Here is a 16,286-nt window from a genome sequence, read left to right on the forward strand (position 1 = left end):
CTCATCTCCACTCCTTGGCGGTTACGATGAGCCAGAAACCCTCTCTTATCAAATCGACCTAAACTGTCCCATTGGTGCTGACGTCAGACACAAGACATGGAGAACCTCAGCCGCTGTAATTTCCCGGATTGGCCGATGGTGAAGCTCCGCTGCTAGCGTATGTACGTGCCAGATCTTCTTCCGCATCGTTGCATCTGCGAGCTCGCGATCATACGCCATCTGAAGGTATTCCTCTGCTACCAGCAAAAAGGTGTTGCGCGCCTGCGTTTCTTTCTCAATCTGGTTGAGACGCCGTTGCACTGCTGGGTCATGCCCGTCGGCCAATTGATCGCGGATTTTATCACGCTTCCCGCGCGCATCTTTGAGAGAGACATTGGGATACGCACCATGTGTAATCGTGCGTTCTTTCCCGGCAATCTGGTACTTCTGACGCCAGAGCTTTGAGCCATTCGGTTTCACCAGAACAAACAGCCCCAGCGAATCATACATTTTGTATGGTTTATCTTTTGCCTTTGCTTTCCTGATCTTAACGTCCGACAGAGCCATGTGGGGTATCACCTCCCAAACCGGTTCCCAGTACCCCTGTTTGATACCCCAAAACTGTGGGGTATTGGGTGGGGTACTATGTTCCACCATGTTCAGAATGATACCCGAAAATCGGTCAAAAACTCAATGAAATTGAGCGTTTATGAGCATGTATGTTCGGAAGAAATGGTGCCCAGGAGAGGACTCGAACCTCCACGTCCATACGGACACTAGCACCTGAAGCTAGCGCGTCTACCAATTCCGCCACCTGGGCAGGTGTCGTGGAGGGGCGTTTAAGCCCGATGGCCCGGGGCGTCAACCGGATTCGCGGAAATTGTTGAAAGTTTTTTGTCGATTCCCGGGCAGCTCGATCAGGGGACTATGACGGTGCCCAAGTCCGCCCTTGCGCGGCGTTATTGCGCCTTGTTTGAAGCGCGTACGGATAGTAGAGCAGATGAGACTGAGACAGCAGGAGCGCGATCATGTCCAAACTGGTCACGATTTACGGTGGATCCGGCTTTGTTGGCCGCTATGTTGCGCGCCGATTGGCCGCTGCGGGATGGCGCGTTCGCGTGGCAGTCCGGCGCCCGAACGAGGCAATGTTCGTCAAGACCTATGGCGTTGTCGGGCAAGTTGAGCCAATCCTGTGTAACATCCGCGACGACGCCTCGGTCGCACTGGCCATGCAGGAGGCGGATGCCGTCGTCAACTGCGTCGGCGTTCTGAATGCGCTGGGCAAGAATGACTTTGGCGCGGTACAGGCCGAAGGGGCCGAGCGGATTGCGCGTCTGGTGGCGGAAAACGGTATTTCTCGGATGGTGCATATCTCGGCGATCGGTGCCGATGCGGATTCGGACAGCGAGTATTCCCGCACTAAGGCACAAGGCGAGGAAGGCGTGTTGGAACACATGCCGAACGCGGTCATCCTGCGCCCCTCGGTCATTTTTGGAACCGAGGATCAGTTCTTTAACCGCTTTGCTGCGATGACCCGGATGGGGCCGTTTTTGCCTTTGGTTGGGGCCGAGACGCGGTTTCAGCCGGTATATGTGGACGATGTTGCCAAAGCTGCCGTTCTGGGCGTTCAGGGGCAGGCCGAAAGCGGTGTTTACGAACTTGGCGGGCCCGAGGTCAAATCCTTCCGTGCCTTGATGCAACAGATGCTGGGCGTCATTCATCGGCGGCGGATCATTATCGGAATGCCATTCCTTGTAGCGCGGATCATGGCCGGGATGTTGGACATCGCGAAATTTGTCAGTTTCCAGCTGTTCCCGAACAATATCCTAACGCGCGATCAGGTGCGGAACCTTCGGCGCGACAATGTTGTCTCGGACGCGGCCAAGGGGTTTGCAGAACTCGGGATAGACCCGGCCACCATGGAATCCGTCCTGCCGGAATATTTGTGGAAGTTCCGCCCATCGGGCCAGTATGACGACATTCAGAACTCGGCCAGAAATCTGCGGATCTGATCAGCTGTAGGCGATACTTAGCAGAACAATGCCAACCACGACCCTGTAGATGACATAGGGCGTGAAGCTGACGCTGCGCAGCAGGCGCATCATCAGGCTGAGTGCCAGTAAGGCTGAGACAAAGGCAAAGACCGCCGCGATGGCGCCATCCCGGGCCAGTTCTGCGTCAGCATTCCGGACGACTTCGACCGATAACAGCGCACCCGAGGCGAGAATGGTGGGGATCGACATTAGCATCGCGATGCGGGCGCCGTCCTCGCGCGTGTAACCCAGTTGCCGCGCTCCGGTGATGGTGATGCCGGACCGCGATGTGCCGGGGATCAAGGCCAGCACCTGCCATAGCCCCATGATCACGGCGTCGCGGACGTTCCAATCCGATGTCCGTTTGGTCTGAGGGCCTTTCTGGTCCATCCAATACAGCAACAGACCAAACCCCAGCATCGCCCATCCAATCACGGCGACAGATCGCAGCGATTGGTTTAGGCCGCTGACATACAGGGAGGCCCCTGCAAGAACCGTCGGGATGGTTGCCAATATCAGCCCCAACGCCAGCCGTGCCTGTGGCGTATCCGTGCGGCCGGCAAAAGCGGCGGGCAAGCCAGATACGGCGTGTTTCACATCTTTCCAGAAATACAGAACAACTGCGCCAAGCGTGCCAACATGCACGGCGACATCTATCGTCAGTCCCTGGTCGTCCATGCCGGTAAGACCCGGCAGCAGGATTAGGTGACCGGATGAGGAAATAGGCAAAAATTCGGTGATCCCTTGAATGATCGCCACGAGAATCAGCTGAAAGAGAGTCATCTAACCTGTAAAACTGCCGCCATGCTTTCTTTGTGTTTATGGGTATTCGCGTGTTGGCCGAAAGGAAAGCAAACATATAGGTCCGAATCGGGCATAAAATCGTTAGGTTTTTTCGACTTTCTGGACTGAGAAGGCAAATTTTACTCATATAGGTAAGTAGTATTGACTTTTAATCCTATTAGTCATCTCATAAACAGGCCGGACCAAGCCAATTCATGGAGTCTGACCCGTGGCCAAGCAACCGATGCTGAAATTTGTGCAGATCGACCGTGTCATGCCTGAAAAGCGTGCCGCTGGGGACCGCAAGGAAGACTTTGATGAGATCTATTCCGAATACGCTTCGGAAAAGGCCGAGGAACAGGCCAGTCGTTGCAGTCAGTGTGGTGTACCGTATTGCCAGACACATTGCCCGTTACATAACAACATCCCCGATTGGCTACGCCTGACCGCTACAGGCCGTTTGGAAGAGGCGTATGAAACCAGTCAGGCCACTAACACGTTTCCTGAAATCTGCGGTCGTATCTGCCCACAGGACCGTCTGTGCGAGGGCAATTGCGTAATCGAACAATCCGGTCATGGAACAGTGACCATCGGGACGATCGAGAAATACATCACCGATACCGCATGGGACAAAGGTTGGGTCAAGCCAATCTCACCGGGGGCCGAGCGCAGCGAAAGCGTTGGCATCATCGGCGGTGGTCCCGGTGGGCTCGCCGCAGCGGATATGCTGCGCCGTGCGGGTATTCAGGTGACGGTCTATGATCGCTATGACCGCGCCGGAGGTCTTTTGATGTATGGCATCCCCGGCTTCAAGCTCGAGAAAGACATCGTGCAGCGCCGCAATGATCTGCTGGCTGATGGCGGTGTGACATTCGAATTGAATTGCGACGTGGATGCCACCAAGTTCGACGAAATCCGGGCCAAGCATGACGCGGTTATCATCGCGACCGGCGTATATAAGTCGCGTGATCTGTCGATGCCGGGCAGTGGTCTGGGTGGGATCGAAAAGGCCATCGATTTCCTGACCGCCTCGAACCGCAAGAGCTTTGGCGACGCGGTTGAGGATTTCGACAATGGCCGCTTGAACGCCGAAGGTAAGAAGGTCGTTGTGATCGGCGGTGGTGACACCGCGATGGACTGTGTGCGTACCTCGATCCGTCAGGGCGCGACTTCGGTCAAATGTCTGTATCGTCGCGACCGTGCCAATATGCCGGGCTCGCAGCGGGAAACCCAGAATGCCGAAGAAGAGGGCGTGGTGTTCGAATGGCTCAGCGCGCCCAAGGGCTTTACCGGCGATGAAACGGTCCAAGGCGTGATGGTCCAGAAAATGCGTCTGGGTCAGCCCGACGCTTCGGGCCGTCAGGCACCTGAGGTGATCGAAGGCGCGGATTATGTCGAAGAGGCCGACCTTGTCATCAAGGCTCTGGGGTTTGAGCCCGAAGACCTGCCCACCCTGTTCGGCCAGCCCGACCTTCCCGTGACCCGCTGGGGCACCGTCAAGGCCGCGTTCCAGACCGGCGAGACCGAAATGGAGGGCGTCTACGCCATCGGTGACATCGTGCGCGGGGCCTCTCTGGTCGTGTGGGCGATCCGCGATGGCCGCGACTGTGCCGACGCGATCATTGACCGGTTCAACGCCAAAGCGGCGGTCGCGGCCGAATAAGCCCAGCGATCAGGAGGGACAGCAATGCCCGAATTGCAAGGCCAATGTATGTGTGGCGCGGTCACTGTGACCGCAACCCCTGCGCGCGACGCGCTGGGCGCCTGCCATTGCGACCAGTGTCGCCGCTGGACCAGTTCCATGCTGATGACCTTTCAGGCCGAACCCGGATATGCGGCTCTGGGTCCGGTGAAGACCTTCACCTCGTCCGACTGGGCCGAGCGTGCGTTCTGCGCAGATTGTGGCTCGGCGCTTTGGTATCGGATCACCCTGCCGGGTGAGATGCACGGACATACGCAAATGGCGGCGGGCTTATTCGAAGACTCGCACCTGCCGCTGCAACTTGAACTCTATATCGACAAAAAGCCCGAGGGCTACGCGTTTGCGGGTGAGCGTAAGCAGATGACCAAAGCAGAGGTCGAAGCCATGTTTGCCCCCTCTGATCAAGGAGACAGCCAATGACCAAATATGATGCCGATTGGGTCAAAGCCGAGGAAACCAAGCGCCAGTGGATGGCTGAAAATGGTCTCTATTCCGAAGAAGAAGAGCATTCTTCCTGCGGCGTGGGTCTTGTGGTTTCTGTAGACGGGAAGAAAAGCCGCAAGGTTGTCGATGCCGGGATCGATGCGCTCAAGGCGATCTGGCACCGCGGCGCAGTGGATGCCGACGGCAAGACCGGCGATGGCGCGGGTATCCATGTGCAGATCCCGGTCCAGTTCTTCTATGACCAGATTCGTCGAACCGGTCATGAACCCAATCTGGGTGAGTTGATCGCGGTTGGTCAGGTCTTTCTGCCGCGCACCGATTTCGGCGCGCAGGAACAATGCCGGACCATCGTGGAAACCGAAGTTCTGCGGATGGGCTATTACATCTATGGCTGGCGGCACGTTCCGGTGGATGTGACTTGCTTGGGTGAAAAGGCCAACGCGACCCGGCCTGAGATCGAGCAAATCCTGATCTCGAACTCCAAAGGCGTGGACGAAGAGACATTCGAGCGTGAACTTTATGTTATTCGTCGCCGGATCGAAAAGGCGGCGATGGCTGCCGGGATCTCGGGATTGTACCTGGCGTCGTTGTCGTGCCGGTCGATCATCTACAAGGGCATGATGCTGGCCGAGCAGGTTGCCGTCTTTTACCCCGACCTGATGGACGAACGCTTTGAATCCGCCTTTGCGATCTATCACCAGCGGTATTCGACCAATACCTTCCCGCAATGGTGGCTGGCGCAGCCCTTCCGTATGTTGGCGCATAATGGCGAGATCAACACGCTCAGGGGCAACATCAACTGGATGAAAAGCCATGAGATCCGCATGGCCAGTGGCACCTTTGGCGACTACGCCGAAGACATTAAGCCGATCATCGCCGGTGGATCGTCAGATTCGGCTGCATTAGACTCGGTTTTTGAGGTTTTGGTCCGCGCCGGTCGCTCGGCCCCGATGGCGAAAACCATGCTGGTGCCGGAAAGCTGGTCCAAGCAGGCCGTAGAATTACCGCAGGCCTGGCGCGACATGTATTCCTACTGCAACTCGGTGATGGAGCCGTGGGACGGCCCCGCCGCTTTGGCGATGACCGATGGCCGCTGGGTCTGCGCTGGCCTCGACCGGAACGGCTTGCGCCCGATGCGCTATGTGGTGACGGGTGATGGTCTGGTGATCGCTGGGTCCGAGGCCGGGATGGTGCCGATTGATGAGGCATCGGTGACGGAAAAAGGCGCGTTGGGTCCGGGCCAGATGCTGGCCGTGGATATGAAAAAGGGCAAGCTGTTCCGCGACAAGCAGATCAAGGACAAGCTGGCGCGCGCCCTGCCGTTCGGAGAATGGGTCGGCAAGATCAACGATCTGGACACAACGCTGGCAGGCGTGACCGAAGCGCCGATGTTCTCGGGCGAAGAATTGCGCAAGCGTCAGATCGCGGCGGGCTATTCGGTTGAGGATCTGGAGCAAATCCTCGCCCCCATGGCAGAAGACGGCAAAGAGTCGGTGGCCTCGATGGGTGACGACACACCTTCGGCTGTTCTGTCGAAACAGTATCGCCCGCTTAGCCATTTCTTTCGTCAGAACTTTAGTCAGGTCACGAACCCGCCCATCGACAGTTTGCGCGAATATCGTGTCATGTCTCTGAAAACCCGTTTCGGCAACCTGAAGAACGTGTTGGATGAGGACAGTAGCCAGACTGAGATCGTGGTGCTGGAAAGCCCGTTTGTTGGCAATGCACAATGGGATTTGCTGGTTGGACAGTTCAACGCCCCCCTGGCCGAGATCGATTGCAGCTTTGCCGCGGGTGAAGGTCAGTTGGATGTGGCCCTTGCCCGTATCCGGGCCGAGGCAGAAGAGGCTGTGCGCTCGGGTGCCGGCCATCTGGTGCTGACCGATCATCACTCAGGTCCCGACAAGGTGGCGATGCCGATGATCCTGGCCACCAGCGCGGTGCACAGTCACCTGACGCGACAGGGTTTGCGGACTTTCTGCTCGCTCAACGTCAGGTCTGCGGAATGTGTCGATCCGCACTATTTCGCGGTATTAATCGGTTGTGGTGCAACCGTGGTAAACGCCTATCTCGCCGAGGATTCACTGGCCGACCGCATCGATCGCGGCCTGCTGGATGGCACCCTGACCGAGAACGTAGCGCGGTATCGTGAAGCGATTGATCAGGGTCTGCTCAAGATCATGGCAAAGATGGGCATTTCCGTCGTGTCCTCGTATCGTGGCGGTCTGAACTTCGAAGCGGTGGGTCTGAGCCGTGCCATGGTGGCCGAGTATTTCCCGGGCATGACCAGCCGGATCTCCGGGATCGGTATTCACGGTATCCGCGTCAAAGCCGAGGCGATCCACGCCAAGGGCTGGACCAGCGGTCTGGACGTGCTGCCCATCGGCGGTTTCTACAAGGCGCGCAAATCGGGTGAGACCCATGCGTGGGAAGCGACCTCGATGCATATGATGCAAATGGCCTGTAACAGAGCCTCATATGAGCTGTGGAAGCAGTATTCGGCCAAGATGCAATCGAACCCTCCGATCCACCTGCGCGACTTGATGGATTTCAAACCGCTGGGCAAGCCGGTGCCGATTGAAGAGGTTGAATCGATCACCTCGATCCGCAAACGGTTCGTTACTCCGGGGATGTCACTGGGCGCGCTCAGCCCCGAGGCGCATAAGACGCTGAACGTAGCGATGAACCGGATCGGCGCGAAGTCTGACTCGGGTGAGGGCGGTGAAGACCCGGCGCATTTCGTGCCGGAACCCAATGGTGACAACCCGTCGGCCAAGATCAAACAGGTGGCTTCGGGCCGGTTCGGTGTGACCGCCGAGTACCTGAACCAGTGTGAAGAGCTGGAGATCAAGGTCGCCCAGGGTGCGAAACCCGGTGAGGGTGGTCAGCTGCCCGGCATGAAAGTCACCGACCTGATCGCCCGTCTGCGGCATTCGACCAAGGGTGTGACCCTGATCTCACCTCCGCCACACCACGACATCTATTCGATCGAGGATCTGGCGCAGCTGATCTATGACCTGAAACAGATCAACCCGCGCTGCAAGCTGACGGTGAAACTTGTGGCGTCCTCGGGCGTGGGCACGATTGCCGCTGGCGTAGCCAAGGCGAAGGCAGATGTGATTCTGATTTCGGGACACAATGGCGGCACAGGAGCGTCCCCTGCGACCAGCATCAAATATGCGGGTCTACCGTGGGAGATGGGCCTGACCGAAGCGCATCAGGTTCTGGCAATGAACAACCTGCGCGACCGCGTGACCTTGCGCACCGATGGCGGTCTGCGCACCGGGCGCGATATCGTCATGGCCGCGATGATGGGGGCCGAGGAATACGGCATCGGCACCGCCGCCCTGATCGCGATGGGCTGTATCATGGTGCGTCAGTGCCAGTCGAACACCTGCCCAGTTGGTGTCTGCACGCAAGACGAAGATCTGCGCGCCAAGTTCACGGGCAATGCGGACAAGGTCGTCAACCTGATCACCTTCTATGCACAAGAAGTGCGCGAGTTGCTGGCCAGCCTCGGTGCGCGTTCGGTGGATGAGATCATCGGTCGGGCTGATCTGCTGGCGCAGGTCAGCCGTGGGTCTGCACATCTGGACGATCTCGACCTGAACCCGCTGCTGATCACTGTCGATGGCGCGCATGACATTGTCTATGACCGCGACCGTGAAAGGAATGCGGTGCCGGATACTCTGGACGCCGAGATCGTGCGCGATGCGGCGCGGTTCCTGCAGGATGGTGAAAAGATGCAACTTTCCTACGCGGTGCAGAACACGCACCGGACGGTCGGGACACGAGTGTCCAGTCATATCGTGCAGAATTTCGGGATGCGGAACACGTTCCAGGACGACCACCTGCATGTCAAACTGCAGGGCTCAGCGGGTCAGTCGTTGGGGGCGTTTGCGGCACCTGGGCTTAAGCTGGAAGTATCCGGCGACGCCAACGACTATGTCGGCAAGGGCCTGTCTGGTGGCATGATCGTCGTGCGCCCGCCGCAGGTCAGTCCGCTGAAGGCCGACGACAACACGATTATCGGCAATACTGTGCTGTATGGTGCAACCGATGGCCACCTTTTTGCTGCAGGCCGCGCCGGAGAGCGTTTCGCCGTGCGCAATTCGGGGGCTACGGTGGTGGTCGAGGGTTGCGGCTCGAACGGGTGTGAATACATGACCGGCGGCGTGGCCGTTATCTTGGGTGATATTGGCGCAAATTTCGGTGCGGGTATGACGGGCGGAATGGCCTATCTATATGATCCCGAAGGTAAGGCCGGGTTGTTGATGAACATGGAAACGCTTGTGACCTGCCCGGTCACGGTGGATCACTGGGAAGATCAGCTGAAAACGCTTATCGAGCGTCATGCCGAGGAAACCAACAGCCGTAAGGCCGCCGATATCCTGCAACATTGGGATGTGGAAAAGGTCCATTTCCTACAGGTTTGCCCAAAAGAGATGCTGAACAAGCTTAGCCATCCTCTTTCGGTCGAGACGGCTGCGGTTCCCGCTGAATAGGCGGTATCGCACTATTTAAAGCCGGCCTCCGCGTGCTCTGAATGACACGCGGGGGCCTTTCTGTTTGGAGTTCGCGCGCCGGTTCCTTGTGGCACGGAACAAAAAGCGCCAAGCTTTGGTCATAGTTTGTTCGGCTTTGCCGGGCATTTTTTCGTCCGAGCGCAGGTGAGTTGGAGCAAGCAGATGCCGGCAACATACACGGACCAGTTTTATTCATTCGATCCGGCCAACCCGCCTCCTGCGGGCACGGCAATCACCGTGGGTGTTTTTGATCTGATCGATCAGGACGACAACAACGAGATTGAGGATTTTGGCGGCGACACGGTCAACGGTCAGTTGGTCACGGATTCCTGGCCAGGTGATACGGTGACGATCAATGTGCCCGGTGTAGGCAATGTGACCTATGAAGGCATCACCTTTTACCTGGCCGATGGCACCCGGGTTTTCACGCCGACCGATGATCAAGTGCTGCAGGCAGGCACGCTGGTATCGACGACCTTCGTGACCACGCAAGGTCCATTGAATGTCCCGGATGAGTTGGGGCCACCTTGTTTTACGCCGGGCACCATGATCGCAACACCGGACGGCGAGCGTGCCGTTGAAGACCTGAAAGCAGGGGATCTGGTCATAACCGCGGATCATGGCGCGCAACCGCTGATCTGGATCGGACGAACCACGGTTGAAGCCCAAGGGAAAATGGCCCCCGTTCGCTTCGAACGCGGATTGTTTGGGTTGACCCAGCCTCTTCTGGTGTCACCTCAGCACCGGATGCTGATTGATGACTGGCGCGCGTCATATCTCTATGGCCATGCCGAAGTTCTGATCGCGGCTCATTGCCTGGTGAATGGCGAAACTGTCACGCGGGTCGAGGGCGGAACGATCGACTATATTCATCTGCTATTTGCGCAGCACGAAATTGTTTTCGCCAACGGTGCCAAAAGTGAAAGCTATTATCCCGGCCATGCGGTATCACGCCCCGAGCGGGCAACGCAGGCTGAGATTTTGGCATTGTTCCCCGAACTTGCAGCAAATGGCGGGTGGGACATCAAGACGGTGCGCCCGGTGGTCCATCCACGTGAAGGGCGTTTGATGGCGAATTAGACCTTTCCCAACCTCCCGCGCGCGACGTATAGCAGGGTCATGGCAAAGAAAGCAGCCCGCCAAAAAGGCGGTCAAAAGAAAAAGGCAACTCAGGCAAATAAGCGACCCTCAGTGTTGGGTCTGATACGGCGTTGGCTGGTGCGACTGGCTTTGGGCGTTGCAGCGGTGTTTGTGGCGCTGGTTCTGCTCTACTCGGTCATCAACCCGCCGGTCACGCATACGATCTGGTCAGAATGGCGCAGATTGGGCCGGGTTGAGCGGGAATGGGTGGCATTTGATCAGATCGCGCCGATCATGGCGCGCTCGGCCGTGGCTGCCGAGGACGCGAATTTCTGTCTGCATTGGGGGTTTGACGTCGAAGCGATCCGAGATGCTCTGGAGGACGGTGGGGCGCGGGGCGCCTCGACCATTTCGCAGCAGGTGGTCAAGAACGTGTTCCTGTGGCAGGGTCGCAGCTGGGTGCGTAAGGCGCTTGAGACGACGATGACCCCGGTTGTCGAGATGGTCTGGTCAAAACAGCGGATATTGGAAGTGTATCTGAACGTGGCCGAGACCGGGCAGGGCGTCTTTGGTGTCGAAGCTGCGGCGCAGCGATATTATGGTGTGAGCGCAGAAAAGATGTCTCCGGTTCAGGCCGCAAGGTTGGCGGCCATCCTTCCATCCCCGCGCAACCGATCAGTCACCGATCCATCTGTCCGCACGCGTCGCCGTGCCGCGTCTATATTGGATGGGGCGGCCACCATCCGCGCAGATGGTCGCGCGGATTGTTTCGAGGATTGAAACCCCGGCCCCTCAGGCGCTAAAGCTTGAGGGGTATTCTCTGGTTCGATTGGAAACCCATGGCGCGTCTGTTTCACGTTCCCCTGTCCCCGTATTGCCGCAAGGTCCGGTTGTCTCTGGCTGAAAAGAAGATCGAGGTTGAACTGGTTGAAGAGAAATACTGGGAACAAGACCCTGATTTCCTGCGCCGCAACCCGGCGGGCAAGGTTCCGGTGTTGAGGCTGGACGGACAGGTCATGGCCGAAAGCGCCGCGATCTGCGAATACATCGAAGAAACCCGTCCCGAACCACCGCTGATGCCCAAGAAGCCTGAAGCGCGGTATGAGGTTCGGCGGCTGGTTGGCTGGTTTGACGACAAGTTCCATCACGAGGTCACGTCAAAGCTGCTGTATGAGCGGGTCAACAAGAAGGTGACGGGTCAGGGGTATCCCGACAGCAAGAACGTCAAGGCCGGGGCCAAGGCGATCAAGTATCATCTGGACTATATGGCGTGGCTGCTGGATCATCGCCGCTGGCTGGCCGGGGATCAGATGACATTGGCGGATTTTGCCGCCGCTGCGCATTTGTCGGCGCTGGACTATATCTCGGATGTGGATTGGAATCGCTCGCAAGCGGTGAAGGATTGGTACGCCAAGATCAAATCGCGCCCGGCGTTCCGATCCATTCTGGCGGATCAGGTGCCAGGTTTCCGGCCTCCGCCCCATTACGCCGATCTGGATTTCTGATAGGATCGGTGGTCAGGGGGCTGTCTGCCCCCTCTTGGCCCTATGGGCCAATTCACCCCCGAGGATATTTTGGACAGATGAAGTGCGGATCAGACTTGAAGGACCGGCTGGTGGCACAGGCTCTGTCAGAGGGTTTTGTGGCGTGCCGGGTGTGTCGCCCCTGGGATGTACCCGAGGTTCCAGAGCGTTTGGCCGCGTTTCTTGAGGCCGGTTATCACGGGCAGATGGGATGGATGGCGGAACGGACCCATTGGCGGGGCGATCCAGCCGCGCTTTGGCCCGAGGCGAAATCCGTGATCATGTTGGCCGAAAGCTATACGCCGGAACATGACCCGACCGAAGCGCTGGAGCATCCGGATCGGGGGGCGATATCGGTTTACGCGCAGAACAAGGACTATCACGATCTGGTCAAGAAGCGCCTCAAACGCCTGGCGCGTTGGTTGATTGCCGAGGGCGGCGGCGAGGTGAAAGTGTTTGTCGATACTGCGCCTGTTCCTGAAAAGGCACTGGGACACGCGGCGGGGTTGGGATGGCAGGGCAAGCACACCAATCTTGTAAGCCGCGACTGGGGCAATTGGGCCTTCATAGGGTCTGTTTTCACCACCTTGGACCTGCCATCGGATCTGGCTGAGATGGATCATTGCGGGTCCTGCCGTGCCTGTTTGGATGTGTGCCCGACGGATGCCTTTCCTGCGCCGTACCAGTTGGATGCGCGGCGTTGTATTTCATATCTGACCATCGAACATAAAGGTCCGGTGGATGAAAGTCTGCGCGGGCTGCTTGGTAATCGGATTTATGGCTGTGACGATTGCCTAGCGGCCTGTCCGTGGAACAAGTTTGCAGTTGCTGCAAGTGATGTGCGGTATGCGGCGCGGGATGATCTGATGGCACCGCCATTGGCCGAGCTGGCACAATTGGACGACGCTACATTTCGGGTCATATTTTCAGGCTCTCCGATCAAGCGGATCGGACGGGATCGGTTTGTGCGCAATGTTCTCTATGCCATCGGTAACTCGGGGTTGGCTGCGTTGCGGCCTTCGGCGGAGGCGCTGATTGATGATCCTGATCCGGCTGTGGCGGATGCTGCGCGCTGGGCGGTGAAACAACTGGCGAAAATGACGTAAACGGACTGGACGCGCCGGAATTACCCGCTAGACCAAATCTACGCGAATAGAAGGAGAGATCCATGGCCCTGGCATTGGGTGTGGACACGGGTGGAACATACACAGACGCAGTATTGATCCGGGATGAGAAAGAGGTTGTTGCCTCGGCCAAATCTTTGACAACGAGGGCAGATCTGGCGATCGGTGTGGGCAAGGCGATTTCGGCGGTGTTGGAGTCTGCTGACGTGTCGCCGGATCAGATTGGGATGGCGTCTTTGTCGACAACGCTTGCGACCAACGCGTTGGTCGAAGGGCAGGGCGGTCGCGTTGCGCTGATCTATATCGGGTTCCGCGAAAGCGATCTTGAGAAGCATGGGCTGCGCGATGCACTGAAAGGCGATCCTGCGCTGGTGCTGGCTGGTGGTCACAACCACGCAGGCGGAGAAGCGGCCCCGCTGGATCGTGATGGGCTTTTGGCCTTTTTAGACTCTCATTCCGGGGTTTCGGGCTATGCAATCGCTGCTCAGTTCGCCACCAGAAACCCGGTGCACGAGTTGGAGGCGGCGCGTATTATCGCTGAACATACCGGTGCGCCGGTCACGTGCTCTCATCACCTGTCTGCGCGGCTGAATGGCCCAAAGCGGGCTATAACGGCAGTTCTGAACGCGCGGTTAATCGGGATGATCGATCGCCTGATCGGGCGGGCTCAGGACAGGTTGATCGAGTTGGGGATCACCGCACCGATGATGGTGGTGCGTGGCGATGGGGCGTTGATGAGCGCTGAACAGGCGCGCGAACGGCCTATTGAAACCATCCTCAGCGGGCCTGCTGCGTCGATTGTCGGGGCGCGCTGGTTGACGGGTGCCGATAACGCGCTGGTTTCTGATATTGGCGGAACGACAACCGATGTGGCCCTGATCCGCGACGGCAAGCCGACGATTGATCCGGCCGGTGCTCAGGTGGGTGGTTTCCGTACCATGGTTGAGGCGGTTGCCATGCGCACCCATGGATTGGGCGGCGACAGTCAGGTGCATGTCGTAACCGAAGGGTTGGCCGGCGGTGTTTTCCTTGGCCCGCGACGGGTTCTGCCGGTGTCTCTTATAGCGACCGAAGCGCCCGAAATTGTGCACGCGGTTCTGGACGAGCAGTTGCGGGCAACAGCCGTCGGCGAACACGACACCCGCTTCGCGCGTCGAGTGCCGGGTCTTCGAACCGATGGTGTTGGTCCGCGCGAAGAGGTGCTGCTGGAGCGGCTGGGCGAGCAGGTTGTGCCGCTGGCCAAATTGTTGCGCACGCGCATGGAGCATGGCGCGTTGAACAGGCTGGTGGATCGGGGGATTGTACAGGTATCGGGCATCACGCCGTCGGATGCCAGCCACGTACTTGGTCGGCTGGATGAATGGGATGCAGATGCAGCCAGAAAGGCGTTGGAGCTGATTGGGCGCAGGCGCATCGGCTCGGGAGAGGTGCTGGCCCGCTCGCCCGATGTGCTGGCCCGTATGATCATCGATCAGCTGACAGATCAGACGTCTTTGACCTTATTAGAGACTGCTTTTGCCGAGGAGCCCAATGGGTTTGACTTGCCGCCACAAGAGCTTGCGCGCCATGTTCTGACGCAGCGCGGACTGGCTGGGCATCGCGGATTGCTGGCGCTGGACACGACCTTGAACGTCGATGTGGTTGGTTTGGGGGCATCTGCGCCAAGCTACTACCCCGCTGTGGGCGAGCGGCTGCGATGCCGGATGATCCTGCCAGAACATGCCGGTGTTGCCAATGCCATCGGTGCGGTTGTCGGGCGTTTAACATTGCGCCGCGCGGGTACAGTCACCTCGCCTGCCGAAGGGCGGTTTCGGGTTCATCTGCCAGACGGCCCGCAGGATCTTGCAGACGCGCAAAAGGCGATAGAGCTGTTGGAATCGGTGCTGCGCAACGAAGCCGAGGGCGCGGTTCGTGACGCCGGAGCAGAAGATATCCGCGTCGTTGTCGATCATGACATCCGCACCGCCAAGATCGAGGCGCAGGAAGTATTTGTCGAAGCACTGATCACGGTTGAAGCCAGCGGGCGGCCTCGGGTCGCAGTGGGATAGCCCCCCGGAAGCCGGGGGGCATCGCGTTACTCTGCAGCGCTTGACCGTTTGGGCAGCACCCAGTCCGCACGCGGGAAATGGCAGGTGTAACCGTTCGGGATACGCTCAAGATAGTCCTGATGTTCGGATTCGGCTTCCCAAAAGTCGCCAACAGGCTCAACTTCGGTCACGACCTTTCCCGGCCAGAGCCCGCTGGCGTTCACGTCAGCAATGGTATCCTCGGCCACGTCTTTCTGAGAGTCATCCACGAAATAGATCGCGGACCGGTAGCTCATCCCGCGATCATTCCCCTGGCGGTTCAGGGTTGTAGGGTCGTGGATCTGAAAGAAAAACTCAAGCAATTCGCGGTAAGTTATCTGGGCGGGGTCAAACCAGATTTCGATCCCCTCGGCATGGGTGCCGTGATTGCGATAAGTCGCATTGGGCACATCGCCGCCGGTATAACCGACACGCGTGCGACCCACGCCGGGTAATTTGCGGATCAAATCCTGCATTCCCCAAAAGCAGCCGCCTGCCAGTACAGCACGTTGTTCGGTCATTGGATTTCCTCCACATGAATCAGGAATTCACCATACCCCTCATCTTCCATATCGTCACGGTGGATGAACCGCAGCGCGGCTGAGTTGATGCAATAACGTAGCCCGCCATGTTCACGCGGCCCGTCCGGGAACACGTGCCCCAGATGGCTGTCAGCATGTTTCGAGCGGACTTCGGTGCGGATCATACCCAGCGTCCGATCTTCCAGTTCCTCGACATGCTCGTGCACGATGGGCTTGGTAAAGCTGGGCCAGCCACAGCCGGATTCGTATTTGTGGGTCGAGGCAAACAGCGGCTCGCCCGAAACGATGTCCACATAGATGCCTGGTTCCTTGTTGTTCAACAACTTGCCCGTGCCCGGACGCTCGGTTCCGCTGCGTTGGGTGACGTGGAACTCTTCGGGTGACAGAGCGGCAATGGCCTCAGGGTCTTTGGTGTAACGGGTCATGGCTCCTCCGGTGTTGATTGATTTGCGCTACTATTTGGGCACAAACGGGTAGAAATCAA

13 protein-coding genes and 1 tRNA gene are annotated in these 16,286 nt (G+C 58.4%); 9 read left to right on the top strand and 5 right to left on the bottom strand.

The window, feature by feature from the left end; genetic code table 11:
* Positions 1-48: 48 nt before the first annotated feature.
* On the bottom strand, positions 49-546 hold the full coding sequence (locus tag ACR0FG_RS20215) for an Arm DNA-binding domain-containing protein (protein ID WP_480895114.1): 498 nt from the start codon (positions 544-546) through the stop codon (positions 49-51).
* A 166-nt stretch (positions 547-712) separates the two neighbouring features.
* A tRNA-Leu gene (locus ACR0FG_RS20220) sits at positions 713-799 on the bottom strand.
* A 208-nt stretch (positions 800-1,007) separates the two neighbouring features.
* Here ACR0FG_RS20220 and ACR0FG_RS20225 point away from each other — a divergent pair.
* Positions 1,008-1,991, top strand: a complete 984-nt coding sequence (locus ACR0FG_RS20225; protein ID WP_480895116.1) for a complex I NDUFA9 subunit family protein — start codon at positions 1,008-1,010, stop codon at positions 1,989-1,991.
* On the opposite strand, the gene ACR0FG_RS20230 is transcribed toward ACR0FG_RS20225, so the two are convergent.
* A complete protein-coding gene (locus ACR0FG_RS20230) occupies positions 1,992-2,795 on the bottom strand; it encodes an undecaprenyl-diphosphate phosphatase (RefSeq protein ID WP_480895118.1) in 804 nt (267 codons plus the stop codon).
* A gap of 229 nt (positions 2,796-3,024) precedes the next feature.
* Here ACR0FG_RS20230 and ACR0FG_RS20235 point away from each other — a divergent pair, with 229 nt between their 5' ends.
* The 8 genes from ACR0FG_RS20235 to ACR0FG_RS20270 all read left to right on the top strand — a co-directional run bounded on the left by ACR0FG_RS20235 (position 3,025) and on the right by ACR0FG_RS20270 (position 15,242).
* Entirely contained in the window at positions 3,025-4,458 is a 1,434-nt protein-coding gene (locus tag ACR0FG_RS20235; protein ID WP_480895120.1) for an NAD(P)-dependent oxidoreductase, read from the top strand.
* 24 nt (positions 4,459-4,482) lie between these two features.
* Positions 4,483-4,917, top strand: coding sequence for a GFA family protein (locus ACR0FG_RS20240; protein WP_480895122.1), 435 nt, complete (start codon positions 4,483-4,485; stop codon positions 4,915-4,917).
* Positions 4,914-9,446 (top strand): glutamate synthase large subunit, encoded by a 4,533-nt coding sequence (gene gltB / locus ACR0FG_RS20245; RefSeq protein WP_480895124.1) that lies wholly within the window; start codon positions 4,914-4,916, stop codon positions 9,444-9,446. Before ACR0FG_RS20240 ends, gltB begins: the two co-directional genes overlap by 4 nt.
* Before the next feature lie 183 nt (positions 9,447-9,629).
* On the top strand, positions 9,630-10,547 hold the full coding sequence (locus tag ACR0FG_RS20250) for a Hint domain-containing protein (protein ID WP_170716854.1): 918 nt from the start codon (positions 9,630-9,632) through the stop codon (positions 10,545-10,547).
* A 39-nt stretch (positions 10,548-10,586) separates the two neighbouring features.
* A complete protein-coding gene (mtgA, locus tag ACR0FG_RS20255; protein WP_170716857.1) occupies positions 10,587-11,327 on the top strand; it encodes a monofunctional biosynthetic peptidoglycan transglycosylase in 741 nt (246 codons plus the stop codon).
* A 59-nt stretch (positions 11,328-11,386) separates the two neighbouring features.
* Positions 11,387-12,052: an FtsZ-binding protein FzlA gene (gene fzlA / locus ACR0FG_RS20260; RefSeq protein WP_480577374.1), complete on the top strand. Its 666-nt coding sequence runs from the start codon at positions 11,387-11,389 to the stop codon at positions 12,050-12,052.
* 77 nt (positions 12,053-12,129) lie between these two features.
* A complete protein-coding gene (gene queG, locus ACR0FG_RS20265; RefSeq protein WP_480895127.1) occupies positions 12,130-13,176 on the top strand; it encodes a tRNA epoxyqueuosine(34) reductase QueG in 1,047 nt (348 codons plus the stop codon).
* Between the two features lie 62 nt (positions 13,177-13,238).
* Positions 13,239-15,242 (top strand): hydantoinase/oxoprolinase family protein, encoded by a 2,004-nt coding sequence (locus ACR0FG_RS20270; protein WP_480895129.1) that lies wholly within the window; start codon positions 13,239-13,241, stop codon positions 15,240-15,242.
* A 26-nt stretch (positions 15,243-15,268) separates the two neighbouring features.
* On the opposite strand, the gene msrA is transcribed toward ACR0FG_RS20270, so the two are convergent.
* Together msrA and msrB are read right to left on the bottom strand one after the other, a co-directional pair.
* Positions 15,269-15,781, bottom strand: coding sequence for a peptide-methionine (S)-S-oxide reductase MsrA (gene msrA, locus ACR0FG_RS20275; RefSeq protein ID WP_480895131.1), 513 nt, complete (start codon positions 15,779-15,781; stop codon positions 15,269-15,271).
* Entirely contained in the window at positions 15,778-16,227 is a 450-nt protein-coding gene (msrB, locus tag ACR0FG_RS20280) for a peptide-methionine (R)-S-oxide reductase MsrB (RefSeq protein ID WP_170716867.1), read from the bottom strand. Before msrB ends, msrA begins: the two co-directional genes overlap by 4 nt.
* Positions 16,228-16,286: the final 59 nt, after the last annotated feature.

The sequence above is a fragment of the Ruegeria sp. E1 genome, assembly GCF_056534225.1.